The 23,279-nt window shown below is 40.2% G+C and carries 22 protein-coding genes, 2 pseudogenes and 1 riboswitch; of the genes and pseudogenes, 13 read left to right on the top strand and 11 right to left on the bottom strand.

Going from position 1 to position 23,279, the window contains the following annotated elements; translation table 11 throughout:
* Nucleotides 1–9 precede the first annotated feature (9 nt).
* Nucleotides 10–258, bottom strand: a complete 249-nt coding sequence (locus NST39_RS19465) for a hypothetical protein (RefSeq protein ID WP_341029891.1) — start codon at nt 256–258, stop codon at nt 10–12.
* 149 nt (nt 259–407) lie between these two features.
* Here NST39_RS19465 and NST39_RS19460 point away from each other — a divergent pair, with 149 nt between their 5' ends.
* From NST39_RS19460 to NST39_RS19445, 4 genes are all read left to right on the top strand, one after another.
* The gene (locus tag NST39_RS19460) at nt 408–914 is read left to right on the top strand and encodes an LURP-one-related/scramblase family protein (protein WP_341029889.1); all 507 of its coding nucleotides are present in this window, start codon (nt 408–410) and stop codon (nt 912–914) included.
* 180 nt (nt 915–1,094) lie between these two features.
* Entirely contained in the window at nt 1,095–1,457 is a 363-nt protein-coding gene (locus tag NST39_RS19455) for a TcaA second domain-containing protein (protein WP_341029888.1), read from the top strand.
* Nucleotides 1,439–2,437 (top strand): TcaA 3rd/4th domain-containing protein, encoded by a 999-nt coding sequence (locus NST39_RS19450; RefSeq protein WP_445662399.1) that lies wholly within the window; start codon nt 1,439–1,441, stop codon nt 2,435–2,437. The genes NST39_RS19455 and NST39_RS19450 overlap by 19 nt, the downstream gene beginning before the upstream one ends.
* A gap of 146 nt (nt 2,438–2,583) precedes the next feature.
* On the top strand, nt 2,584–3,456 hold the full coding sequence (locus NST39_RS19445) for a LysR family transcriptional regulator (protein ID WP_341029886.1): 873 nt from the start codon (nt 2,584–2,586) through the stop codon (nt 3,454–3,456).
* A 40-nt stretch (nt 3,457–3,496) separates the two neighbouring features.
* On the opposite strand, the gene NST39_RS19440 is transcribed toward NST39_RS19445, so the two are convergent.
* Nucleotides 3,497–4,393 (bottom strand): PhzF family phenazine biosynthesis protein, encoded by an 897-nt coding sequence (locus NST39_RS19440; RefSeq protein ID WP_341029885.1) that lies wholly within the window; start codon nt 4,391–4,393, stop codon nt 3,497–3,499.
* A 173-nt stretch (nt 4,394–4,566) separates the two neighbouring features.
* On the opposite strand from NST39_RS19440, the gene NST39_RS19435 reads away from it, so the two are divergent.
* Complete coding sequence (locus NST39_RS19435) at nt 4,567–5,157, top strand: Imm64 family immunity protein (protein WP_106042848.1); 591 nt, start codon at nt 4,567–4,569, stop codon at nt 5,155–5,157.
* A gap of 46 nt (nt 5,158–5,203) precedes the next feature.
* Here NST39_RS19435 and NST39_RS19430 read toward each other — a convergent pair whose 3' ends face one another.
* Nucleotides 5,204–5,914 (bottom strand): GntR family transcriptional regulator, encoded by a 711-nt coding sequence (locus tag NST39_RS19430; protein ID WP_050944627.1) that lies wholly within the window; start codon nt 5,912–5,914, stop codon nt 5,204–5,206.
* Between the two features lie 153 nt (nt 5,915–6,067).
* Here NST39_RS19430 and NST39_RS19425 point away from each other — a divergent pair, with 153 nt between their 5' ends.
* Both NST39_RS19425 and bglA read left to right on the top strand, forming a co-directional pair.
* The gene (locus NST39_RS19425) at nt 6,068–7,960 is read left to right on the top strand and encodes a beta-glucoside-specific PTS transporter subunit IIABC (RefSeq protein WP_341029884.1); all 1,893 of its coding nucleotides are present in this window, start codon (nt 6,068–6,070) and stop codon (nt 7,958–7,960) included.
* A 9-nt stretch (nt 7,961–7,969) separates the two neighbouring features.
* Entirely contained in the window at nt 7,970–9,409 is a 1,440-nt protein-coding gene (bglA, locus tag NST39_RS19420) for a 6-phospho-beta-glucosidase BglA (RefSeq protein ID WP_106067523.1), read from the top strand.
* 70 nt (nt 9,410–9,479) lie between these two features.
* On the opposite strand, the pseudogene NST39_RS19415 reads toward bglA, so the two are convergent.
* A pseudogene (locus NST39_RS19415) lies at nt 9,480–9,624 on the bottom strand (hypothetical protein).
* Between the two features lie 178 nt (nt 9,625–9,802).
* On the opposite strand from NST39_RS19415, the pseudogene NST39_RS20030 reads away from it, so the two are divergent.
* Nucleotides 9,803–10,279, top strand: a pseudogene (locus tag NST39_RS20030) (YxiF family protein).
* A 316-nt stretch (nt 10,280–10,595) separates the two neighbouring features.
* Nucleotides 10,596–11,789, top strand: a complete 1,194-nt coding sequence (locus NST39_RS19405; RefSeq protein WP_126741029.1) for an MFS transporter — start codon at nt 10,596–10,598, stop codon at nt 11,787–11,789.
* Between the two features lie 39 nt (nt 11,790–11,828).
* Here NST39_RS19405 and NST39_RS19400 read toward each other — a convergent pair whose 3' ends face one another.
* The 3 genes from NST39_RS19400 to NST39_RS19390 all read right to left on the bottom strand — a co-directional run bounded on the left by NST39_RS19400 (nt 11,829) and on the right by NST39_RS19390 (nt 15,395).
* The gene (locus tag NST39_RS19400) at nt 11,829–12,731 is read right to left on the bottom strand and encodes a quinate/shikimate dehydrogenase (RefSeq protein ID WP_268507139.1); all 903 of its coding nucleotides are present in this window, start codon (nt 12,729–12,731) and stop codon (nt 11,829–11,831) included.
* An 18-nt stretch (nt 12,732–12,749) separates the two neighbouring features.
* On the bottom strand, nt 12,750–13,931 hold the full coding sequence (locus tag NST39_RS19395; protein ID WP_044139103.1) for an MFS transporter: 1,182 nt from the start codon (nt 13,929–13,931) through the stop codon (nt 12,750–12,752).
* A gap of 441 nt (nt 13,932–14,372) precedes the next feature.
* Nucleotides 14,373–15,395, bottom strand: coding sequence for a LacI family DNA-binding transcriptional regulator (locus tag NST39_RS19390; protein ID WP_341029881.1), 1,023 nt, complete (start codon nt 15,393–15,395; stop codon nt 14,373–14,375).
* 263 nt (nt 15,396–15,658) lie between these two features.
* Nucleotides 15,659–15,738: riboswitch (glycine riboswitch) on the top strand.
* A 162-nt stretch (nt 15,739–15,900) separates the two neighbouring features.
* On the opposite strand from NST39_RS19390, the gene NST39_RS19385 reads away from it, so the two are divergent.
* Entirely contained in the window at nt 15,901–17,247 is a 1,347-nt protein-coding gene (locus NST39_RS19385; RefSeq protein WP_144457269.1) for an amino acid permease, read from the top strand.
* Nucleotides 17,248–17,293: 46 nt separating this feature from the next.
* On the opposite strand, the gene NST39_RS19380 is transcribed toward NST39_RS19385, so the two are convergent.
* Together NST39_RS19380 and NST39_RS19375 are read right to left on the bottom strand one after the other, a co-directional pair.
* Nucleotides 17,294–17,974, bottom strand: coding sequence for a DUF3169 family protein (locus tag NST39_RS19380; protein ID WP_341029880.1), 681 nt, complete (start codon nt 17,972–17,974; stop codon nt 17,294–17,296).
* Entirely contained in the window at nt 17,971–18,177 is a 207-nt protein-coding gene (locus NST39_RS19375; protein WP_003215336.1) for a helix-turn-helix transcriptional regulator, read from the bottom strand. Before NST39_RS19375 ends, NST39_RS19380 begins: the two co-directional genes overlap by 4 nt.
* A 170-nt stretch (nt 18,178–18,347) precedes the next feature.
* On the opposite strand from NST39_RS19375, the gene NST39_RS19370 reads away from it, so the two are divergent.
* Nucleotides 18,348–18,971, top strand: coding sequence for an NUDIX hydrolase (locus NST39_RS19370; protein ID WP_003214959.1), 624 nt, complete (start codon nt 18,348–18,350; stop codon nt 18,969–18,971).
* 11 nt (nt 18,972–18,982) lie between these two features.
* Here NST39_RS19370 and NST39_RS19365 read toward each other — a convergent pair whose 3' ends face one another.
* Nucleotides 18,983–19,465 (bottom strand): DUF4188 domain-containing protein, encoded by a 483-nt coding sequence (locus tag NST39_RS19365; RefSeq protein WP_106029400.1) that lies wholly within the window; start codon nt 19,463–19,465, stop codon nt 18,983–18,985.
* A 4-nt stretch (nt 19,466–19,469) separates the two neighbouring features.
* Nucleotides 19,470–20,021 (bottom strand): PadR family transcriptional regulator, encoded by a 552-nt coding sequence (locus NST39_RS19360; RefSeq protein WP_111912994.1) that lies wholly within the window; start codon nt 20,019–20,021, stop codon nt 19,470–19,472.
* Between the two features lie 189 nt (nt 20,022–20,210).
* Between NST39_RS19360 and NST39_RS19355 the strand changes: the two genes are divergently transcribed.
* The gene (locus NST39_RS19355; protein WP_341029878.1) at nt 20,211–21,107 is read left to right on the top strand and encodes a hypothetical protein; all 897 of its coding nucleotides are present in this window, start codon (nt 20,211–20,213) and stop codon (nt 21,105–21,107) included.
* A 308-nt stretch (nt 21,108–21,415) separates the two neighbouring features.
* Entirely contained in the window at nt 21,416–23,275 is a 1,860-nt protein-coding gene (locus NST39_RS19350; RefSeq protein ID WP_341029877.1) for a beta-glucoside-specific PTS transporter subunit IIABC, read from the top strand.
* The last annotated feature ends 4 nt before the right edge of the window (nt 23,276–23,279 follow it).

Below are 23,279 nucleotides of genomic sequence, written 5' to 3'. Positions count from 1 at the left end.
CTCCTGTTTTCACTCGTATAAATCTCCGAATACTTCTTCTGTTTGCTGGATTGTCAGAGTTTTGTTGGTTGGATCGATTGTAATGACACAATCCCAAGTCGGTTTGATTTGTAGCTCGTTGTTTTCATCTATCCAGATCACACCGTTTAATTCAATGGATGGTTCTAAAATGACCAATTTCTTTTCATTATGATCTGTAATCGCAGTTAAATCATGTTGTAAATTAATTGTCCAGTCAAAAAAAGTGACTTTTTTCATGAGTTCCCCTCTCAATTTTGTTTATATTTCCATTATAACTTGCATGAGTTCTGACATGTTATTTGATCATTCTATTTTTTGGTATAATTAGATGTAAATAAAGAATAGATAAAAGCCTGATAAATGTTTGAAATTAATCGGAGGTACATATGAAACAGCTTTACATGAAGCAGAAAGTATTTAGTCTGAGCGGCAGGTTTACGGTAAAGGATCAGCAGGAGAACGATGTGTATGTAGTCGAGGGCAGCTTTATGAAGGTGCCGAAGACGTTCACCATTCTGAATACAGAACGAGAAGAAATTGCTGTGATTACGAAGAAAATGTTTAGCTTTTTACCGAAGTTTTTAGTAGAAGTTGGTGGTCAAGAAGTATTGACGATCAAAAAAGAGTTTACATTCTTTAAAGCAAAATATTCAATTGATGCCGCGGGTGTAGAAGTACAAGGTAACTGGTGGGATATGAATTTCCAAGTGCTGCAAAGCGGCGAAGTGATCGGCCAGGTGAAGAAGGAATGGTTTACATGGGGAGATAGTTATAAGGTCGATATTTTGAAAGAAGAAATGGAGCCTGTGATGATTGCGCTCGTTGTTGCGATTGATTGTGTGAAGGCTGATGAAGCGGCGTCTAGGTCTTCGTCGTCGACAACGATGAATTAGAAGAGAATATGGAAAAAAATAAAATCCTCGATAAGCTTATAAAGCCAATCGAGGATTTTATTTTTACGAGTCAAAATTAATAAACCTTATGATTCATATATAATGAATTTTTTAGGTCATTCTCTATTATTTAACTTTAGTGTTATAATAATCAAATAAATTGATTAAGGAGTTTGAAAAATGAAGAAAAAGACGTTATTCATTATCGGTAGTAGTGCAGTTCTTTTACTTATTATGATCTTTTTGGTGGCTGGACGTTCAACAAATCCAGCAGATTTGGCAAAAGAATTTAAGGAAAAAGTAGAAAATGGAGATGCAAATGGCTTAGTTAAATTAGTAAAGCTTCAGAAAAAAGAGATGTCATGGGATAAAAAGGATGCCGAGAGCATTATTAACTATCTAAAAGATGAAAATAAAGAATTTGAAAACCAAGTAGAGTTATTAGAGTATCAAGCAAAGTATTATCATTCAGACGGTGAAGATAGTACATTTCTGAGAGTCTATTTGGAAAAGCCTTCTTGTCTATGGGGCCATTTTTTATAGATAAAGAGAAGGGTCTATTTGGGCGAGAGAAATATACTCTTAAAGCAAGAGCCTATAAGGTAGAAGTCGAAGCTACGAAAGGCGCAGAGCTCTCTTTTAATGGCAAGAAAATCAATTTAGAAGACAATCATTCTAAACTTCTAGGCTATTATGGACCAGGTGTGTATGAAGTAAAAGGAGAAAAGAAGTTTAACTATACAACAGTAAAGGATGAAGAGGAATTCACACTTTTTGATGCGAATTCTTTTGAAAAAAAAGTGAGCCTTACTTTTTCAGGTGATAATGTAGGTGTTTCTTCATCTATACCTAATACTGAAATAATAGTAAATGGTAAAGGAACAGGAGAGAAAATAGAGAAAGGTACTACATTTGGTCCTGTGAAAGATGGTATTACACTACAAGGTAGGGCTGAATTTCCTTGGGGAGAGGGCAAGAGTAAAGAATACGAAGTAAAAGTTGAGGAAGATACTGACTCATCTTCTTTTTTTGGTGGATCAAAGGAGCAGTATGATTTAACACCCAATCCAATTATTGATAAAACGTTTAAAGAAAATATAAAACAAGAGATAAATGATTTCGCAAAACAGAGGGTTGAGGCTAAAAATTCGAAGGATGCAAATAAGTTAAAAAACGTGTCTGATAATCTTAAAAAAGAATATATAAAAGTAATTGCTGATTATGATGCAAATAATTATTATGAAGGAAAGGCACTGGGTACGAGAATTGATTTTTCAAATGCCACCTATGAATTAGGAAGTGGCGGTTCCCATTTGGTACATATTCCAGTAGAGTTTCATGTTAAAGAAAGAGAAGTTTTTGAATACGTTGACAGTGAAAGCGAAGAGGGATTTTCGGAAGTTGAACTTACTTTGGAATATATGGAAGATAAAAAAACATGGTTAATAAGTAGTGTTGAAGATGATTATTCAACTAATGATGAATATATGACTAGCACAGAAGTAGAAAAAACAACTTTTTAGTATGGATAGTTGTAATATATACAGAGAGTCATTCTGTGGTTATTTAACGGAAGAAGAGTGCTTCAAAGCACTCTTCTTCCGTTCTTTTAGAACAAATCATAATTGTTCTTACAAAAATTAATTAAGCCTAAATAAATACAAAAGAGGTGACCAAACTGATCACATTCCAATACAAAGTATTTCTAACAGTCGTCGAATGCGGCAGTTTTACAAAAGCCGGGGAGAAGCTTGGACTAACGCAGTCTGGAGTCAGTCATAATATTGCGAAGCTTGAGTCGGAATTAGGGGTTGTGCTGCTTCGGCGGAATCGAAACGGGCTGTCGCTAACAGACGCAGGTGAGCGGGTGATGCCGCATATTCGGCAAATCGTTCATCATGCGTCATTGCTTGAGCAGGAGGCGGCGTTGATTCAAGGGATGGAAGTGGGGATTATCAAGATCGGGACGTTCTCCAGTTTTTCTTCAAAAATGCTTCCACAGCTGATTCACCGCTTTACAAAAAGGTATCCCAATATCCAAGTAGAGTTATATGAAGGTGGTTATGAGGAGATTGAGGAATGGATTGCGTCTGGCACGGTTGATGTCGGTTTTTTAACGCAGCCATCAAGAGAATTTGAAACTGTTCCACTTTTCCAAGATGAATTGGTGGTGCTCATGCAAGAGGATCATCGCTTCAATACGAAGAAAGTGATAGAAGTTGACTCGTTACATGATGAATCATTCATTATGCCAAAAGCGGGCTGTGATCTGCTCATTAAGAAATTATTAAAAGAAAGAGGCGTGAAGCCTCAAGTTTTGCTTGAAATTGGAGACAACAATGCGCTCATTTCTATGGTTCAAGAAGGGCTCGGAGTGACCATCATTCCGACATTAATTTTGCCGCCGCAGATGTCTCATACGAAAGTCATTCCACTTGAGACAAACGTATATCGTGAGATCAATTTGGCGTTCAAATCATTCAAAGCAGCATCCCCATCGGCTAAAAGATGGATCGAAGCGGTCAAAGATCAATTTAAGTAAAATCAGCTTGAACGAGATGTCTCCCATTCAAGCTGATGGTTTATAAGGTCAACACGCCGCGAATAGTGATAACCGCCGCGCCTGCCACTTTGATCACAGGCTTTGATTCATTCGGAATGACCGTGATACGAAGTATGCCAGGTCTGCCGATGGCATCCCCTTGGGCAATGTTCAGATGAGTGATTTCTTGCTGAGAAATGATACCCTCTAAATAAAGATAGCCAGCCAATGCTCCGTTTGCTGCCCCCGTTACCGGATCTTCGGGTATCCCAATTCCAGGTGCAAAATCTCTCGTGTAAAGATCACATTCTTTTGTGGTATGAAATGTATAAAGGTGAGTCGTCGTAATATTTTGTTCTTTATTCATTTTCCCTAAAGCCGCTAAGTTCGGTGCTGCTTGATCGATGTCTTTCTGGGTCTTCATCGGAACGAGAAGATGCCAGTTTCCGGTATTTGCTAATTTGATAGGATAAGATGGATCAATGCGATCACTGCTGATACCAAGCATGTCACTAAGCTCTTCTAAATCGATCATAAAATCTCGCGTTTTCGGTGTCACCTGCGTCATTTCCACATCGATGACTTTGTCATTTTCTTCGTGCCATACAACAGGAACATTGCCAATCTTCGTTTCTAACACGACCCCTGTTTTCTCTTTTGCCAGCCCAAACTCCGTCGCCAAAAGCCAAGTCAATCCAACAGTCGCATGCCCGCAGAAATTGACCTCTTCCGTCGGTGTGAAGTATTTGACTCGATAATCAGCTTCTTTATCATGTGCAGGCAGCAAGAAGACAGATTCCGGTAAATTCAACTCCCTGGCGATATTCTGCATCTCATCCTCCGTTAAAAGATCACCATCCAACACGACCCCAGCAGCATTTCCTCCAAATTTCTCAGTTGTAAATGCATCGACATGGTACACTCTAATGTCTCTCATATAATGAATCCTCCTATACATTCTTGTTACGTTTATCATAAGTTTGATCAATGCATTCGTAAAATGAATCTTTTTGATACTTTAAATCGGAGGTGTTCATGTAAGGGGATGAGTTTTCTCAGAATACAGGTTTGAGTAAAATATAATGAAAGAAAAAATAAAGCGAGGGATGCATGATAGCTATAGGTGGATACATCAATATTGGAATCGTTTTTTATGAGGCCATTCATTTACCAAATACTTTTCGCCAATTGTCTGATTATCTAGCTCAAAAAGAAATGTCTATTACCAAAGTAAAGTTTAGTCAGGACCCTGATGGCGAAATGTGGATTGAACACAGTATAAAAGAGAGTATCATTAAAGACGATGACTTTTCAGGGTATTATATGGAGTTTGAATTATCGGGATCGAAGCTAAATGATATGACGATCAACATACAAAAAGAAGCAGGTTACGTAGGGTTCGTTATCTCTTTAAAGTGGACAGATGTTGTTTCTCATAATGTCATTCGTCTTCAACAGGGGATCATACGCTGTCTTGTGGATCTTTATCATACGCTGACGTTTGAATATGCTTTCATTGGACATGAAATTGAAGTAGAGATTCATCCAGATGAGTTCGAAAAGTGCCTGCAAGAACAGCATGCTTTTCCAGTTGCTCTAATTGGCAAAGGAGGTCACATAGACATTTATTATGGTGATGTGGCGATTGACGGCCTTTCTTCTCAAGAAAGAAGGAGGGAATGTTTAAAGGTTGAAAGGTAAATCGTAAAAAAGCCTCCTGAATGTCTCAGGAGGCTTTTTCCATCCATCACCCATAATAATTATTCGCCTGAATAAAAAATTGGGATTGCATGTAGTTATATGTGATTTTCGAGAAATCGAAAGGCTGGCCGTTTGTGAGATGAAAGACGGTTTCGACTCGGAGAGCGGGATCGTCTTGTTTAAGGCCGAGGTGTTTTGCTTCGGTTTCATTCAGTTTGCCTACTTGCAAGTACATATCGGAAAAGCCGACTTTGAGCCCAAGGCCTTCACTGATAAATTTAAAAACAGAATCAGCGGCAATTTCTGTGTTGAGATAGGGAATGATGGTTTTTCGGTAATAGGATTCTTCTAGACATAAGGTTTGTCCATTGATGTAACGGATGCGTTTGAGGTAAAAAACATCCTCATCTTGTTCAATATTCAAATTAAGCGCTGCTTCTTCGGGCGGTTTGATGGTGTCTAGCATTAAAACCTCTGAAGTCAGTTGAAATTCCTCTAAATCTTTTTTAAATCCTTGGTTGGATAAAAGGCTGATGTAGCCCTTGCGCCTGTGTCGTCGAACAAAGATGCCGCTGCCCCTCACTTGATAGATAATTCCTTTTCTTTCGAGTAAGTCTAATGATTTGATAATGGTGCTTTTGCTCACTGCAAATTGGCTCATGAGGGTTTCGAGTACAGGGAGTTTGTCCCCTTGCTGCAGCTCATGGGTGACAATATATTTTTCAATATCGCTCGCAATTTGTTGATACTTTAACATAGCCATTCCTCTTTGTTTTCACGATTTATTGTCTTTGATTATAGCACATACCGATTTTTCTTTGATATGTTAAATGAAATTATATACGTATTGATAAATTGTACCGGTATAATTATAATGTACATATACTAGTAGTGATAAAGGGAGGGTTATATGTCAAAAGTGAGGGATTATCAAAAGCTTGCAGAAGACATCTTAGAGGCAGTTGGCGGAGAAGAAAATGTGGTGAGTGCCGCAAGATGCGCCACGCGTCTGCGTTTGGTACTGAAACGTTCGAATCCAAAGGCCAAGGAAGCAGTCAATGCGATGCCTGGCGTCATTACCGTGGTGGAAAACGGCGGTCAATTTCAGGTCGTCATCGGCCAGCATGTTGGTGAGGTATACGAGCATTTTTCAAGCCTTGTTCAGCTTCAAACGTCGGATGATGACCAGCCTAATGAAAACAAAGGAACGATACTGAACCGTGTCATTGCGACCATGTCCGCTGTATTTGCACCTTTTGTGTATATTTTGGCCGCAGCTGGTATTTTGCAAGGTGCACTTATCCTCATTAATTTGTTATTTCCAAGCTTTTCGAAAACGGGAACGTATGAAGTCTTTAGCTTTATTTCCTGGGCGCCGTTTACGTTCTTACCAATCTTTATTGCCATCACAGCAGCCAAGCATTTTAAAACAAATATGTATATCGCCGTAGCGTGTACAGCAGCGCTTGTTAGTCCGGCTTGGACAGAAATTGCTGGACGTGTAGCTTCAGGTGAAGGCGTTACCTTTTTAGGGATTGCGTTATCTGAAACTGTTTATACGTCATCCGTTTTGCCTCCGCTGTTCTTAGTGTGGATTCTTTCATATGTAGAGAGATTTTTAAACAAACGGATTCACGAGGTTGTCAAACCGTTATTTGTGCCATTTCTCTGTATGGTCGTCATGGTTCCGTTAACCATTCTATTAATTGGACCTCTTTCAACAGCAGGTGCAAATGGGATTGCAAACGGATACAATATCTTGGCGGAAAATGTACCGGCTTTAGCAGGCGCCATTATCGGTGGGTTCTGGCAAGTGCTTGTCATTTTCGGCGTTCACTGGGGCATCACGCCAATGGTGCTCGCCAACTTTGAACAGTATGGACGGGACTCCTTCCAGGCATATCAAACCATCGCTGTTATCGCTCAGGTCGGCGCAGTGTTAGGGGTTATTTTAAAAGCAAGAAACCGCGAAACTCGGAAAGTCGGAGTGTCAGCTGGAATTACGGGACTCTTCGGAATCACCGAGCCAGCGATTTACGGTGTTACCTTACGTTTTAAAAAGCCATTTATTTTCGGATGTATTTCTGGAGCAGCCGGTGCCATTGTTGCCAGCTTCTTTACGCCTTATTACTTTGCGTATGCAGGCTTGCCTGGTCCGCTGACAATTGTGAACGGAATTAGTGCAGATTATCCAACATCGATCATCGGTATCTTAATTGGTGTCGCAATTGCGCTGATTTTACCAGTTGTGCTCATTCAAATGTTTGGTTATGGGGAAGATACAGTAGAACAGACGGCAAGTACAACACCTGTCAAAGATGAAGAAAATAAGAATGCTTCGATGAACAATGAAGAAACAATCACTGCACCACTTGCTGGAAAAGTACTCGCATTATCTGAAGTACCAGATGCCGTATTTAGCTCTGGGGCGATGGGCAGAGGGTTTGCGATTGAACCGAAAGATAATAAGCTGTATGCACCGTTTGACGGCAGCGTCGTCATGCTTGCACCAACAAAGCATGCCATTGGACTTCGTTCAGAATTTGGTGTGGAGTTACTTGTTCATGTAGGAATTGATACGGTTTCTCTAGATGGCTCAGCGTTTACACTCAAGATCAAAGAAGGTGACAAGGTGAAGAAGGGTGACTTGTTGATGACATTTGATCAAGAAGCCATTGAAAGCAAAGGATTAAAAACAGTCACACCGGTCATCATCACCAATACACAAGCGTACGAAGATGTGATCGTAGAACAACTATCGACATGTCAGCCAACGGACGTCATGATCACAATTGTGAAATAGGAGGAATATATAATGACATTACCAAAAGATTTTCTATGGGGCGGAGCATTAGCTGCACATCAATTCGAAGGTGGATGGAATGAAGCAGGAAAAGGCCCAAGTGTTGTGGATGTAATGACAGCTGGTGCCCACGGAGTACCGAGACAAATGACGGAGACGATAGAAGACAGCAAATTTTATCCGAACCATGAAGCAATCGATTTCTACCATCGTTACAAGGAAGATATCGCGATGTTTGCCGAAATGGGGTTAAAATGCCTTCGTACATCCATCGGCTGGAGCCGAATTTTCCCAAAGGGAGATGAAGCAGAACCGAATGAAGCTGGTTTACAATTCTATGATGATGTATTTGATGAACTGCTCAAGCATGGCATCGAGCCTGTGATTACACTGTCTCACTTTGAGATGCCGCTTCATTTGGCAAGAGAATACGGCGGATTCCGAAGCCGAAAAGTCGCTGAATACTTCGCGAAATTCGCTGAAGTGTGCTTCAATCGTTACAAGGACAAAGTCACATACTGGATGACATTTAATGAAATCAATAACAAAATGGATGTCAACAACCCGCTGTTCCTATGGACAAACTCAGGGGTATCAGTCAAAGAAGGCGAAAATGCCAAAGAAATCATGTATCAAGCAGGACATCATGAATTACTAGCAAGTGCATGGGCAGTAGCAAAAGGAAAAGAAATCAATCCTGCTTTTCAAATTGGTGCAATGGTATCTCACGTACCAATCTATCCGTATTCCTCAAATCCAGAGGATGTCATGCTTGCTGAAGAATATATGAGACAACGCTATTTCTTCCCAGATGTACAAGTTCGGGGCTACTATCCGAGCTATGCACTGAAAGAATTCGAACGCGAGGGCTATCATATTCCGTTTGAAGAAGGCGATGAAGAAAGCTTAAGAAAAGGCAAAGTAGATTATCTTGGCTTTAGCTACTACATGTCGACAACAGTTAAAAGTGATGCAGTGTCTGATAACGACGGAGACATTGTCAACGGAGCCCTTCCGCATGGTGTAGACAATCCTTATATCAAATCAAGTGACTGGGGCTGGTCCATTGACCCGACTGGCTTAAGATATACGTTGAATCGTTTTTACGATCGTTATCAAATCCCGCTCTTCATCGTTGAAAATGGGTTTGGTGCTATAGATCAAGTGGAGGAAGACGGTTCCATTCATGACCCAGAACGAATTCAATATCTCGCTTCTCATATCGAAGCACTGAAAAAAGCCATCGAATACGACGGTGTTGACCTTATTGGCTACACACCTTGGGGGATCATTGACATCGTGTCATTCACAACAGGCGAAATGAAAAAACGCTACGGCATGATCTACGTTGACCGCGACAACGAAGGCAATGGCTCAATGAAGAGACTCAAAAAAGATTCGTTTTCTTGGTACCAAAACGTCATTGCCACGAATGGTGAAGAAGTGTAATAAAGGAAAAAATAGAAACCCGGATGAGCGTGGTATATGCTTGTTCGGGTTTTTCATCGTTTAAGTTTTATTAGTGCCTGAATACAAAGAAAAAAGAGAGAATAGCGACAAAATAGTTCGTTGGATTGTGAAAGACTTTCATGTTCAAGGATATTTGAAGAAGAATCCAAAGGGCCGAATATCACCATAACAGCAGGAATGATTCTTTTATACACATTGATTCTCCTTTCGAGAATGGTTTGTTTTTAGTTAGCATTTTCTCATATCGCTGCAGATGTTGAAAAGAAGTAAAGATATGAATAGGTTCTATTACATGTTTTGGTATAATTGATTATCTAATGAAGGATGTATCTGATAAATACAAGATGGAAAGGGAATATTAAGGTCACCAAAATGAATAATAACCCAAAAACAAAAATCGAAACCTTAAAAAGAAAAAGCAGAAGAAAGCATTTAATAAACGAGTTAAGCTATATGACACTTCCAGAAAATGCATTTTTAGATATCGAAGAAAATCAATTGTTTTGTTAAAAGGTTTTTACTTTCCTTCAATCAAGAGAAGAGAAAGTTCAAATACATGGAAACCACTACCGAGAGCATATTGAGAAGTCTGAACAAATGTTAAAGGAAATGGTTAAAAAGGTAAAAATAACACCTACACAAGGCAGATTACTATTTTTTCGAGATCATGAAATTGAAGCCCTTTTAGTGAATGTGGGTGAAGTGTTTAGTCATTTAAATCAGCTTCTTGAGCAGACCAAATTTTCAACTGGATATGGTGATTTTCTTTTAGTCGCAGAGGATTTTCGTTTTGGTTTATGCATAGAGCGAACGGAATATTATTATGAGCTAAGTATTTGGGGGTTATAATAATTAACGATGAATAGAGTTGACACATCTTTTAGGGAGTGGAATTAGCCACTCTTTTTTTCTAACGATGGAGTCATACGCTTGATCGATGATTTTCTCTCAAATTTAAGCAATTCACTATCATTACCTTTCACATTCATATAAAATAAGAGCAGTGAAAAATTGAAGAAATGCTTGATACATGAAGGGCATGTAAGCGGTGAGCTGCATGACATGATGAGATGTATGAACGTGAAGGCTGCAAAGCTGTTCTTTCTCACATATGAGATCTTATAAGCGATCACTTCATTGCGATGGTGTTGAGGGGTGTGTCAGGATGAGGAATCCGTATGTGAGAACGGCTTCTAGTCTATATATTAATTACTTTTTATTAGGTATGGTCAATATAATTTTGGCTTCCAATATGCCATTTTTAATCAAACAGTTAGATACCAATAGTGCAGGAATTAGTTATATGATTTCGGCGCTTGGCATTGGCAGGGTGCTTACGTATGGTCTATCGGGCGTGCTGTCAGATCGTTTTGGGCGTAAGCCGGTCATTTTGGTTTCGGGTGTGCTGATGGCAGTGTTCCTGATCGGAATTCCGTTGTCTCCAAATTATCAAATCGCGTTTGCGTTTGCGATTTTGGCAGGGGTCGCAAATTCGGCAATGGATGCAGGAACGTATCCTGCATTAATGGAGGCTTTTCCGCAAAACTCGGGATCTGCGAATGTGATGGTGAAGGCCTTTATCTCGATTGGGGCAACCATTTTGCCACTGGCGATTTTCTTTTTAGCAGAGCATGATTTGTTTTATGGAATGGCATTTTTTGTTCCTGCTCTGATCTATCTTGTGAATGTCTTGATGCTGTGGAGCTTGCCATTTCCGAATCATCGCAAGGTGGAGCAAGTCCAGGTAACGGAGCATGACGGACTTCCGCGCTTCTCGACAGAGCCTACATTTTGGAGAGAAGGGATCGCACTCATTGTGATCAGCTTTACGTCAAATGGGCTATATGCGTTGCCGCAAATTTGGCTTCCGACGTATGGTGAGGCGATATTGGGGATGACATCGGGCAGTGCTGTGAAACTGCTCAGTTACTATAGCATGGGCGGGCTGCTGTCTGTCGTGATGCTTGCATTTCTGTTGCGCCGTTTTGTCCGTCCGGTCACTGTGCTGCTGATCTATCCAATCATTACGCTTGTTTCCATTTGTGTGCTCTTGGTCGTGAAGTCCCCAGTCATAGGAACCGTCAATGCTTTTGTATTGGGATTTTCAACAGCAGGAGTCTTTCAGCTGACGTTAACTGTGATGGCTGAATTCTTCTGGAAAAACAAAGGGACGATGACAGGAATTATTTCCACAGCGGGCGGTGTGTCGGCTATCGTCATCCCAGTCGTAACAGGCTTAATTCAGAGTCACTCGTCCATTTTACAAATCTTTATGTTCGATGCAGTGGTGGCTGTTGCGGCCATTATCGGCGCACTGTATATCCTGTATCGATACCGCCAAATCATGGTACATGATTAAAAAAAAGACGACCTCCGCCGGAAGTCGTCTTTCTTTTGTTTAGAAACGGTCATTTTCAAAAAGAATCTGTTTCACTTGATCAACTGGCATATCTTCACCAGTAAAGAGTTTGTAAGCAAGTGCACCTTGCCATAGCATCATGCCAAGACCGTTAATGGTTTTGGCGCCAGCTTCCTGTGCTTGAGCAAGAAGCTTTGTTTTTTGCGGGTTGTACACGACATCTGTTACGATCAAATCTTCACGCAGTACATCAAGTGTATCATCGATAATGCTGAGCTGATCTAGTGGTTTCATGCCAAGGCTTGTCCCATTTGCTAGGATCGCACTTTCTGCTACTTCACGGCGGAAAGCGTCTTTGTCTTCAAGTGGGAAAATGTTCGCTTTGACACCAAATGATTTCATTTCTTCGTTGATGTACGTCACATTTTCTTCAGCTTGAACAAAATATTGATCATTACGAGCAAAAATACTAATTTCACGAATGCCAGATTGTGCAAGCTGAATCGCAATCGGAGTCGCAGCGCCGCCAGAGCCAACGAGAGTGACCTTCTTACCGGCTAATTCAACGCCATGTTCAATCAAGTTTCTCACATACCCAAGACCGTCTGTGTTGTAACCGATGAGCTTACCATCCTTGTTCACAACGGTGTTGCTTGCACGTGTGTATCTTGCAGAATCGTCTAGTTCATCTAAGTAATCCAATACTTTCATTTTGTTCGGCATAGAAACGTTAAACCCAGCTGCACCCATTGCTTTCATACCATTTACGGCTGCTTTTAGTTCTTCATTCCCTACTTCAAATGCGAGGTAAGCATAGTTGATCCCTGTTAGTGTATAGCCAAGGTTATGCATTCGTGGTGAAAGGCTGTGTCCGATTGGTGTAGCAAGAAGACCAACTAATTTTGTTTTCCCATCAATATTTCGTTCATGTATGTTTGTCATGATTGACATCTCCTTTAATTATCTAAATAATTTTTTCATGCGTCCAAGAACAAAGACCGCTAGCAATACGCTCATAACCGCAATGATCATATCGAAAAATAACGTCATTTTAATATCGTACGTGCTGACCAACCCACTTGTAATGAGCGGCACGAGAATAAACGCGGAGCTTGCCGCAATGTTGACGTAGGATGAAGCCGTTGCTTTGTTTGTCGGGAATAGTTTCATCATGATACTCATCGCCAGCTGGAAGATTCCCGCTGTAAATAGCCCTAAGAAAAAGGTGCTGACAATCACAATGCTGTATGTTTCGATTTGGAATAATGAAAGCATCGCAAGGAATGCTCCAATTGGATAAATAATTGCCACCATAATAGGTGAAATGAATTTATCTAAGACGATCGACAGCAAGAGAACAGACACCAGTGCACCGATACTAAAATAAGATAGAAGCTGTGTGGCTTGTTCTGTGCCAAGTCCGATTAATTTTAACCCGAGCTGCGGAAGCCATGTCTGCCATACGACAAACAATGCAGTCGACGTGAACCCCATGAGTACAACAGCTAAGCCTTCACCAAGCATTTTAGGTTCTTCCTTCATTTGTTCCTGTACTGGAAGGTCATCTTGTGAAGAGACTTGCTTATGGTTCGGGAACGGCATAAAGATTAAGTAAATCCCAACAAGTAAATAAAGAAGCCCTAGTCCAAAGAACGCCCAGCCCCAGAAGATGTCATGTGCAATAAGGAATGCCAGGATAAATGGAAGAACAGTCGCTCCAATTGAAACGGACGCCTTCACTAAAACAGAAGCTGAACTTGCCTTTTTAGGAAACGATTCTGTCAAAGCAGGATATGTTCCCGAATCAAGTAATGAGTTTGCAATCCCAGCAGAAATCGCAAAGATAAATGCCAATGTATAACTCGTTGTCGTTGGAATACCGATTAAGAATAATAAGTAAAGAAAGTTTCCTGTAATAATGACAGGCTTACGTCCCCAGCGGTCGGCTAACCGGCCTGAGAAAAAGAGAGCAACCAGTTTACCAATTCCGATCGCCGATACAAGCAAGCTGATTTTCGGAATATCCACATGGTAGCGTTCAGATAAGCTGTCCATGTTGGAAGCTACAATAATATTGATCATGCCGAGCATGAAGTAGTTTAAATACATGCCAACAGACGATTTAATATAAGGATTTTTCATGTTCCCACTCCTATATTTGAAACCCCTTTAGGGTCAAATTCTTTGTACACCCTTTGTTATTTCCTTAAAAGTAAATAATATGATGCCCATCACAACACCCCTTGTGTAATTGATGAAAAAAATAATGAATATTCATCTGTTCTTCAATTAAGTACATCGTTCTACTGAAATATAAAAAATAATAACAGTCTTAATAAGAAAGTGGATCTTCATGATTTGATCAGAATCAGAAATGATCAATTTAACTGTTGTTGAATGAAAAATAACGAGCTGACGAGATAGGTATAACGATATACTAAAAGAAGCAACGAGATAAATATACTCCTGTGTTTTAAATGTGTCAAGTTTATGACTTTGTGATTTAAAAAAAGAAAAATGAAACAAAGAAATAGTTGACTTGATCAATAAAAAAAGAGAATTGCTGTACGCAATTCTCCCTTTTCATGATGATGAAGAGGTTTCTCTAATATGAAGTTGAGGCTTTAAGATCAATCGTTGCAGCTCTTCATCCTGTTCGTTCATTTTATGATATAAAAGGTTCGCTGCTTTGACCCCGATGGATCGGGGGAAGGAGGAAACTGTGGTGAGCGGCGGATGGTACATCTCCGCTTCAGGAACATTATCGAATCCAACCACATCGATATCTTCACCAGGCTTAATGTCCCGTGCTGACAGTTCTTGAATGACCCCAAATGCGACTAGATCACTAAAACAAAAAATAGCAGTAGGAGGCTCAGGCTGATCAATCACTTGGGCAAGTGCTTCTTTCCCGCCTTCACGAGTAGGTACCATATCGATAATAAGAGATTCATCAATTGTCAGGTTTGCCTCATCATGGGCTCTTTTGAAACCTTTCATGCGTTCAATCCAAGTCGATGAGGACTTGATGCCGCCTAAAAAGGCAATACGTCGATGTCCTTTTTGAAGAAGGTGATGTACCGCCATCCAAGTGCCTTGTTCATAATCAGCGCCGACATAGTCACAATGCACATCCGCTAATTCACGGTTTGCAAGTACTTTTGGGGTGCGAATTTGATTTAACTGTTTGACCGTCCGAGTAGAGCTTTTCGAAGCTAGGTTTAAAATAATCCCACCAACTCGGTGCTCTACCATTGTGGAAATGAGCCGTTCCTGCTTATCGACACTGTCAAAGGTTGTACCAAGTAAAACGGTATAGCCTAGTGATTCAAGTGTGGTTTGCACGCCGATTAAAAACTCAGAAATAAAGGTGTTAGAAATATCCGTGACAATCACACCAACGATATTTGAGCTTTTTGACCGCATGTTGGCAGCAACGCGGTCGTATACGTATCCTAAGTCCTCCATGGATTGCAGTACTTTTTTTCGAGTGGCTTCAGAGATTCTAGGATTATTTCGAACAACAAGTGATGCCGTTGAAGTCGAAACACCGGCATGCTTGGCGACTTCCTGTAATGTGACACGCTGTTTGTTCATTTTTTTCATTTGTTTTCACCAACTTCCATGGATTGTCTAACTTTGTTCTTGATAAGAGGGATTTCTCCATCAAATGGGCCGAACATCTTTTGATTTATTATACATGAATCAAGGGGGATTGATGAAGTGAAGTTATATGACTGCCACCGTCAATCATAAAAGATTTCCATTGACAGCTTTCTTCTAGAGGCGTAAAATATGAAATTATTCAGAAATAGCAACATTTTAATTCAATAACGAAGGCTATGATTGCTGTGGGTCACACTATGGCAGGAGCAGCTTCTGGAGAGACCGCATGTATGTGCGGCGCCGAAGGGTTCACAATCTCAGGCAAAAGGACAGAAGAGTACGAAATATTGTATTTGTAATGCATGGATGACGCCGTGTATTGCTTTTCTCTATTTTGCTATTCTTTTATGACCGTGAGATTGGAGCGCATCCAATCTCTTTTTTTATGGACTTTTTGAGGGTTCATTATTTCAGTATAAGATCGTGTCGTAGGAGGGCGTTAGCATTGGAACAACAAGAATTGAAACGAGATTTATCAAACCGCCATGTTCAGTTGATTGCAATTGGCGGAACCATTGGAACTGGGCTGTTTTTAGGCTCTGGAAAGGCCATTCAATTGGCAGGTCCATCGATCATTTTTGCTTATTTAATTGTCGGAATGGCGATCTTTTTTGTCATGAGGGCACTTGGTGAATTGCTCTTATCGAAGACAGGCTATCAGTCATTAACCGATATTGCAGAGGATTACCTTGGTCCGTGGGCATCCTTTGTGACAGGGTGGACGTATTGGTTTTGCTGGATTATGACCGCGATGGCGGATGTTATTGCTGTCGGAGTGTATGTGCAGTATTGGTTTGATATCCCGCAATGGATTCCTGCTATCATTTGTTTGTTGATTTTACTAGGGTTTAATTTATTAACGGTGAAGCTTTTCGGAGAAATGGAATTCTGGTTTGCACTTATTAAAGTGATTACGATTCTATTATTGATCGGCGTTGGAATTGTCCTTTTAATCATTGGTTTTCAAACAGATACTGGACCGGTGACGGTAACGAATCTTTGGTCACACGGCGGACTATTCCCGCATGGTGTCACAGGCTTCTTACTGTCATTCCAAATGGTCATCTTTGCGTATGTGGGAGTGGAACTGGTCGGTGTGTCCGCAGCAGAAACAGCCAATCCACAAAAAAACATCCCGTCTGCGATTAATAAAATTCCATTAAGAATTCTATTTTTCTATGTGGGCGCCATTTTTGTCTTACTATGTATCAACCCATGGACTGAGCTCAGTGCATCAGAAAGTCCTTTTGTGAAAACCTTTGGGCTGATTGGAATTCCAGTAGCAGCGGGACTCATTAATTTTGTTGTCTTGACGTCTGCGGCTTCTGCTTGTAATAGCGGTATGTTCTCGACGAGCCGAATTTTGTATAATCTCAGTCATCAAAAACAGGGCCCATCTTCCTTTGGCCGCCTGAACAAGCACGCTGTTCCAAGTAATGCACTATTCGTTTCAACGATTGTAGTTTCGGTCGGTGCTCTTTTAAGCAAGCTGATTCCAGAGCAAGCCTTTGGTATTGTCACAACCATCAGTGCCATTTGTTTCATTTGGGTATGGAGTATTATTTTAATTTGCCATTTGAAATATAAGAAGACACGTCCTGAACTGCATAAGGAGTCTACCTTTAAAGCGCCGTTCACACCTTTTGTGAACATTTGTGTTCTTGTCCTTTTTGCTGCCATTTTAGTGATCATGCTGTTTGCGGATGCAACACGTCCGGCGCTCTTGTTAACACCGGTTTGGTTTGGTTTCTTATTATTGATTTATGCACGAAAGAAACGCCGTGCGTCATAATGGACGGAAAAGCACAGCCTTTGCATTGGGCTGCGCTTTTGTTCATTTAACGATTTCTAATCCTGAACATATAATTTGCATTCAAAATGATTAAAACAAGTCCAATCACGATGATTGAGAAGAGTTGAGAGTGATTGGCTCCAAGGGAATACACAATCAGAATAAACATGGCACTGGTCAATAAGATGTTCATCATTTGATACGTGTGAAACAGTCCGCCAAGCATCACATGCTTTTCACCTTCGTCAGAAATAGCGAGCAGCTTTTTACTATAATCTTTGTCAGACGGGCTTGGGAGATTGCGATTAGGGTAGACAAGTTGTAGAACGGATATCGCTACATAAGAACTGATAATGGTGACGATAAATAAAGCAACATTGACGAGAATCAGCCAAATAGGCTGTTCGGTAACGATAGCCATACCGGTGGCAATTATGGACAAAATGGTACTCACCGTATTGGATAAAGTCGAATCAGTAAAGGTGCGATACTGTTTTGCTTCGAGTTCATCCTCTTCATCTCCAGATACCGAAAGTGATACTCTTTTCTTCATACGTGAAATCCCTGAAAAACAATAAACAATCAATACAATCGTCAAGCCGCTGATGACAAGAGTCGCTTCAAATGCAACATCAAGAAGGGTCATCTCAAATTCAGCTGCAAGCAGACAGTAAGCGCCGAGAAAGCCAAGGAGAGCACCTAAAAGCATTTTGTATATAGTTTTCATGATAGTTCATCCTCCTCGAATAGAAAAATACGTTCAATGGGTTCCTGAAAAATTCGTGAAAGCTTAACAGCGAGCAAGAGAGACGGCATTAATTCATCGCGTTCCATTAAGCTGATGGTCTGACGAGAAACTTTTGCACGCTTGGCAAGCTCAGTTTGGTTCAAACCATCACGCGCACGAAGCTCTTTTAATCGATTTTTCATTCTGTCACCTCAATTTTGATCTGATTCTTTCTTTGATTGTAAAGCATATTATTCAATTTGACAAATAAAGTTGTCAAATTGATAAAAATAATTGTCAGAAAGATCATCTTTCTTCAAAAGATGAACCATGATACGCTAAAAGAAAGAGAAACAGAAAATAGGTGATGCCCGTGTTCATTGACCAATTAAAAAATGACTTACATCAATCTCAACCGTTATTTATTGGAGAAGAAACAGCGTTCAAAGCTGCAGTCCTTGTCCCTTTGGTGCAAGTAAACGGAGAATGGCATATTTTATTTGAGGTGCGATCGCTCATCATGAGAAAACAGCCGGGGGATATTAGCTTCCCTGGTGGCAAACTCGACGGCAGCGAAACAGCACAGGAAGCTGCATTGCGAGAAACACATGAAGAGCTGGGGATTCCGCCAGAATCGGTGGAGATTCTTGGACAGCTCAGCCCTTACATTGCATCTCCATCCTTCGTGGTTTACCCATATGTCGGGATCATTGATGAACAAAAAGTAAAACACTCCTTCAATCAAGAAGAAGTAGAAGAGACCTTTACCGTGCCTCTATCATGGCTAAGTCAATATGAGCCGTACTTACATCATGTATCCGTTCAGCCAACACCTGCTGAGGATTTCCCTTATGAAAAAATCATGAATGGTGAGAAGTACCGCTGGGGGAGTCGTTCGATAGAGGAATGGTTTTATGATTATGAAAACTACACCATTTGGGGATTAACAGCCCGCATATTAAAACATTTTGTGACCGTTGCAAAAAGAAATTCCTAGAGATTCGCTCTCTAGGAATTTGTGGTTTTCAGCCGTTCTTTCGCTGTTTGTTTTCCTTTACCAATTGGAATAGGCGCTCTCGCTTGGCTCAGTCCATAGGAAGGCATATTCACATAGACGGATTCATACGAGCCGGCTTGAATTTGATACGTTTCATGATAAATACCCACTGCGTCATTGTTCTGAGCCCTCTGATGGAAGTTCTTCCACGCAGCCAAATGTTTTTCCATCTTCGCATAAGCCAGAAGGTCATCTGTTGATTTCCAATATTGGATCATCGCTGTCGTACGTAAGCCAAAGTAATTCTCTGTCCCGAGGAAACCAAGCTCATCTTGATGGGTATACAGCTCTCTGATCATGCCAGGCATCGCCATGAACACAGGCATCCATTGATGAACCGCCCAGCGTTTGTTGATCCGCATGCCGATAATAAACACAACAATCGAGTCAGAATTCTCTGTTGTAAACCTGCCAGCACGTATGTCTTTTTTCATTCATTTACCCTTCCTTCTTCATCAAATGGGATGTCTCCACGCACCAATCAATTCCTGCTTGAGCCACTCTTTTTCCGTAATCTAAAGTAAACAGCCAATACTTCGCATCTGCTTCATCTGGATAAAGCTCTTGAATGTTTTCTTCAATCGAAACATAGGTCTCAAAACGGATACGAAGCTGTCTTTCATAATCCTGTAGAAGCACCAGCTTTTTCTCAATCGAAAGATATTGACCGAAGAATAACTTTAATAACACTTCATTTCGTTCTGTTGGTAACTGATCAAGAGGCTTTGCCAGCCACCCTCTTAACGTCTCCAGCCCTTTTTCAGTCAGATGATATTCCCGCTTGTCGGAGCGGCCTGACGAAGAAGCAGGTGAAACCTCAGCAAGCCCTTCCTCGACTATTAACTTTAAAGCTGGATAAATTTGTCCATAACTAATTTTCCAAAAATGATGCAAGCTCTTATCAATTAATTGCTTCACTTCATACCCAGACTTACAATCTGTCGTTAAAATACCTAAAATCGCATACGTCGTATCATTGTATTTTTTCATATCAGCACACCTATCTAAAAGATATATCAATTAGATATATAATAAATTTGAAATGAATAAAAAGCAAGAAAATAATAATTGATAGATTTATATTTTTGAAATACAGGAGATAAATCATAAATATGGTAATATATACTTGATGTGTAACGTGCTTGCGCATCTATTCATAAAAGAATGGAGGGTGTACAAATGAAGTTGAGGAACATAGGAATATTGTTCATGATTGTTACACTATTGATTGGTGTTGGAAGTTTTGGAGGAAACAAAGCATCTGCTAAAAAAGAATCACTGAATCAATCTTATGCATATGCCTATAAAACAAAGGACAATGTCAGTTGGCTAAAGGTGACTGAAAAGAAAGGCAAGGTCACGGGTTACCTAAACGGTAAGGGTGTTAAGGTTGATCCAATTGAACCTTTTATGGTGAAAACAAAATACAAACTAACGGGGAAAACCACCAAAAAAGGATACAAACTTAAGGTCCAACAAAAGAAGAAAACAATCGTATATGACATCTATTTTTCTGGAAAAGATCTCATGGTCAAAAAGCAAGGTGCAAAGAAAAGTAAACGCTATCAAGCTGTTAATGAGAAGAAATTAAAAGAATACAAAAAAGCCATTGATAAGCGCTATGATGAGTACGTGGATACAGCAGAAGACCGATACTATGAGATCATAGGGAAATACACAGATAATTTAAATAAAGCCTACGGCTATCTGTATACAGCAAAAAACAATTCATATCAAATTTTCCTTGATATCGAAGAAGCCGTTTTTGAAGGGGATTTTTCAGGGGCTATTACAATCTCGAAAGCCACAGGGAAGAAAAGTAAGCCATTGAAAAAAGAAAAATATCAAGCAGTTGGAATCACAGGTTTTAAAAACTTTTGGGTATATCCGACACCAAAAATAAAGGGTGGCCTGTCTAAGATGATAGGATCATCTGATATAGAAGCTTCCTATATTGAGTTACCGTTTTGGAAAAATAATGAAAAAATGAAGCTAAAAGCTGTGAATAAGAAACAATATCAAAAGCAAGTAGAAGCATTTAAAAAAGCCGTAAAGAAAAAAGCAAAGAAAAAATAAGATAATAATCAAGTCAGATAGGACATAGAGACTATCTGGCTTTTTCGATTTAAACGGCCTCTAAAGTAAAACGAGACCATTTTGATGACATTAGACTTGTAAAAAAATATTTTTTAAATTCAAAAATATATGTTGACGCTTACATTAACTCGATATATACTAAAAACAAATCCAATATTGATAAATTAGACATGTGACTGGTCATGCAGGCAGGATCTAAAAACGATGAATTTCTTTAATTTGTCGTTTTAGGTCCTTTTTTTGTTGCTGAAATATAGGTCTCATGTATGAGAAAAGGGGGAGGAAAAATGGATTATACACAGGTTGCCAAAGACGTTTTACAGCATGTTGGTGGCAAAGAAAACATTGCGCACCTTGAGCACTGTTCAACAAGACTTCGCTTCACACTAATTGATCAGAAAAAAGCAGATGTACCAGCACTAGAAAAAACACCAGGTGTCATAGCTGTCAGAATGTCAGGACAATGCCAAGTGGTCATTGGGAATGACGTCATTGAAGTGTATCAAAAGGTAACAAAATTAATGGGCGGCAGCTCGCCTGGACAAGACGTGCCATCCAATCAGCCAAAAGAAAAAAGAAAAATAGGCACAGTTCTGTTAGATTTCATTGTAGGTGTCTTCCAACCGCTTGTTCCAGCTATCGCAGGCGGAGGGATTTTAAAATCATTTCTTCTCCTTTTCTCTCTATTAGGCTGGATGGATGCAAAGGGTCAAACCTATCAAATATTGAACATGGTAGGGGACGCACCGCTTTACTTCCTGCCTTTACTAGTCGCTGTAACGACGGCGAATAAACTAAAGGTGAACCCACTGGTCGCATTATCAGCAGTCGGTGCGCTTCTTCTTCCGAACATGACGGCTATGCTTACTGAAGGTGCGCAATTGCTGTCATTCGATGTGAAAAATATAGCTTATGCGTATCAAGTGTTCCCAGCAATCCTTTCTGTATTGCTTTACGCTCAAATGGAAAAATTCTTCACACGATTTTCACCAAAACCAATTCGGATTTTCTTTGTTCCAATGATGTCATTGGTCATTACTGTACCAGTTACATTACTTCTATTAGGACCGATTGGTTTTACAGCAGGACAAGGTTTTTCATCTATCATTCTCGCAATGTTTAATACAGTAGGCTGGGTAGCTGTCGCGATTTTAGCAGCAGTCCTCCCATTCATGGTCGCATCAGGTATGCACAAAGCAATGGTCCCTTATGCAGTCACAACGATGGGTACCCTTGGGAAAGAAGCACTTTATTTGCCAGCATCACTTGCGCATAATATTGCGGAAAGTGGAGCATGTTTCGCTGTAGCACTACGCACAAAAGACAAGGTACTCAGATCAACAGCCATTTCGGCAGGGATTTCAGCATTTTTTGGTATCACAGAGCCTGCTTTGTATGGTGTGACACTTCAAAATAAGCGAGTTCTTGGAAGTGTCATGATTGGTTCGTTTGTTGGCGGGATCTTCATTGGATTAGTTGGTATACAAGCCTTTGTACTTGTTGGCCCTGGATTAGCAAGTATGTCAATGTTTATATCAGATGAGCTCCCACGAAATCTAATGTTTGCTGTCATTGGAGCAGTCATTTCCTTTATTGTCGCTTTCATTGCTGCTTTTGTGTTAGGTAAGGATAAAACAGTAGAAGAAAAGACAAATGATCAAGCTGCATTTGCTGAACAAATTGGAGCAGGTGAAACATTCAAAAGTCCTGTGATTGGTCAAATGATCTCTCTATCTGAAGTAAAAGATGATATTTTCTCTTCAAAGGTCATGGGAGACGGAATTGCGATTGTCCCTTCAGAAGGAGCGCTTTATGCACCAGTAGATGGTGAAGTGACCATGCTGTTCGAAACAAATCATGCACTTGGTATGAAAACGGACCAAGGCGTTGAAGTATTATTCCATATCGGCATTGATACCGTGCAATTGGAAGGACAGTATTTTCATCCAAAAGTTCAGGCAGGAGAACGTGTTCAAGCAGGAGATTTACTGATTGAATTTGATGTAGAAAAAATCATAGCAGCAGGTTATGATCCAGTTACACTTGCTGTCATCACAAATACAGATCAATATGAAATAAAGGTACAGCCATTACAAGAGGTCAATCGTCAAGATACATTGATGGTGGTCACACAATTAGGAGGCTAAATAT

This window comes from Bacillus sp. FSL W8-0645 (assembly GCF_038007905.1).
Taxonomy (GTDB): Bacteria; Bacillota; Bacilli; order Bacillales; family Bacillaceae; genus Bacillus; species Bacillus pumilus.
This window is presented reverse-complemented; position numbering and strand designations above follow the sequence as displayed.

Excerpts from the sequence above, each read along its gene's own strand:
- NST39_RS19425 (WP_341029884.1), top strand. The coding sequence starts at position 6,068 with ATGTCAAAAGTGAGGGATTATCAAAAGCTTGCAGAAGACATCTTAGAG.
- NST39_RS19390 (WP_341029881.1), bottom strand. The coding sequence starts at position 15,395 with ATGAAAAAAATGAACAAACAGCGTGTCACATTACAGGAAGTCGCCAAG.
- NST39_RS19360 (WP_111912994.1), bottom strand. The coding sequence starts at position 20,021 with ATGAAAAAATACAATGATACGACGTATGCGATTTTAGGTATTTTAACG.
- NST39_RS19375 (WP_003215336.1), bottom strand. The coding sequence starts at position 18,177 with ATGAAAAATCGATTAAAAGAGCTTCGTGCGCGTGATGGTTTGAACCAA.
- NST39_RS19355 (WP_341029878.1), top strand. The coding sequence starts at position 20,211 with ATGAAGTTGAGGAACATAGGAATATTGTTCATGATTGTTACACTATTG.
- NST39_RS19455 (WP_341029888.1), top strand. The coding sequence starts at position 1,095 with ATGAAGAAAAAGACGTTATTCATTATCGGTAGTAGTGCAGTTCTTTTA.
- NST39_RS19430 (WP_050944627.1), bottom strand. The coding sequence starts at position 5,914 with ATGTTAAAGTATCAACAAATTGCGAGCGATATTGAAAAATATATTGTC.
- NST39_RS19395 (WP_044139103.1), bottom strand. The coding sequence starts at position 13,931 with ATGAAAAATCCTTATATTAAATCGTCTGTTGGCATGTATTTAAACTAC.
- NST39_RS19440 (WP_341029885.1), bottom strand. The coding sequence starts at position 4,393 with ATGAGAGACATTAGAGTGTACCATGTCGATGCATTTACAACTGAGAAA.
- NST39_RS19435 (WP_106042848.1), top strand. The coding sequence starts at position 4,567 with ATGATAGCTATAGGTGGATACATCAATATTGGAATCGTTTTTTATGAG.
- NST39_RS19365 (WP_106029400.1), bottom strand. The coding sequence starts at position 19,465 with ATGAAAAAAGACATACGTGCTGGCAGGTTTACAACAGAGAATTCTGAC.
- NST39_RS19405 (WP_126741029.1), top strand. The coding sequence starts at position 10,596 with ATGAGGAATCCGTATGTGAGAACGGCTTCTAGTCTATATATTAATTAC.
- NST39_RS19460 (WP_341029889.1), top strand. The coding sequence starts at position 408 with ATGAAACAGCTTTACATGAAGCAGAAAGTATTTAGTCTGAGCGGCAGG.
- NST39_RS19350 (WP_341029877.1), top strand. The coding sequence starts at position 21,416 with ATGGATTATACACAGGTTGCCAAAGACGTTTTACAGCATGTTGGTGGC.
- NST39_RS19380 (WP_341029880.1), bottom strand. The coding sequence starts at position 17,974 with ATGAAAACTATATACAAAATGCTTTTAGGTGCTCTCCTTGGCTTTCTC.
- NST39_RS19400 (WP_268507139.1), bottom strand. The coding sequence starts at position 12,731 with ATGACAAACATACATGAACGAAATATTGATGGGAAAACAAAATTAGTT.
- NST39_RS19465 (WP_341029891.1), bottom strand. The coding sequence starts at position 258 with ATGAAAAAAGTCACTTTTTTTGACTGGACAATTAATTTACAACATGAT.
- NST39_RS19450 (WP_445662399.1), top strand. The coding sequence starts at position 1,439 with ATGGGGCCATTTTTTATAGATAAAGAGAAGGGTCTATTTGGGCGAGAG.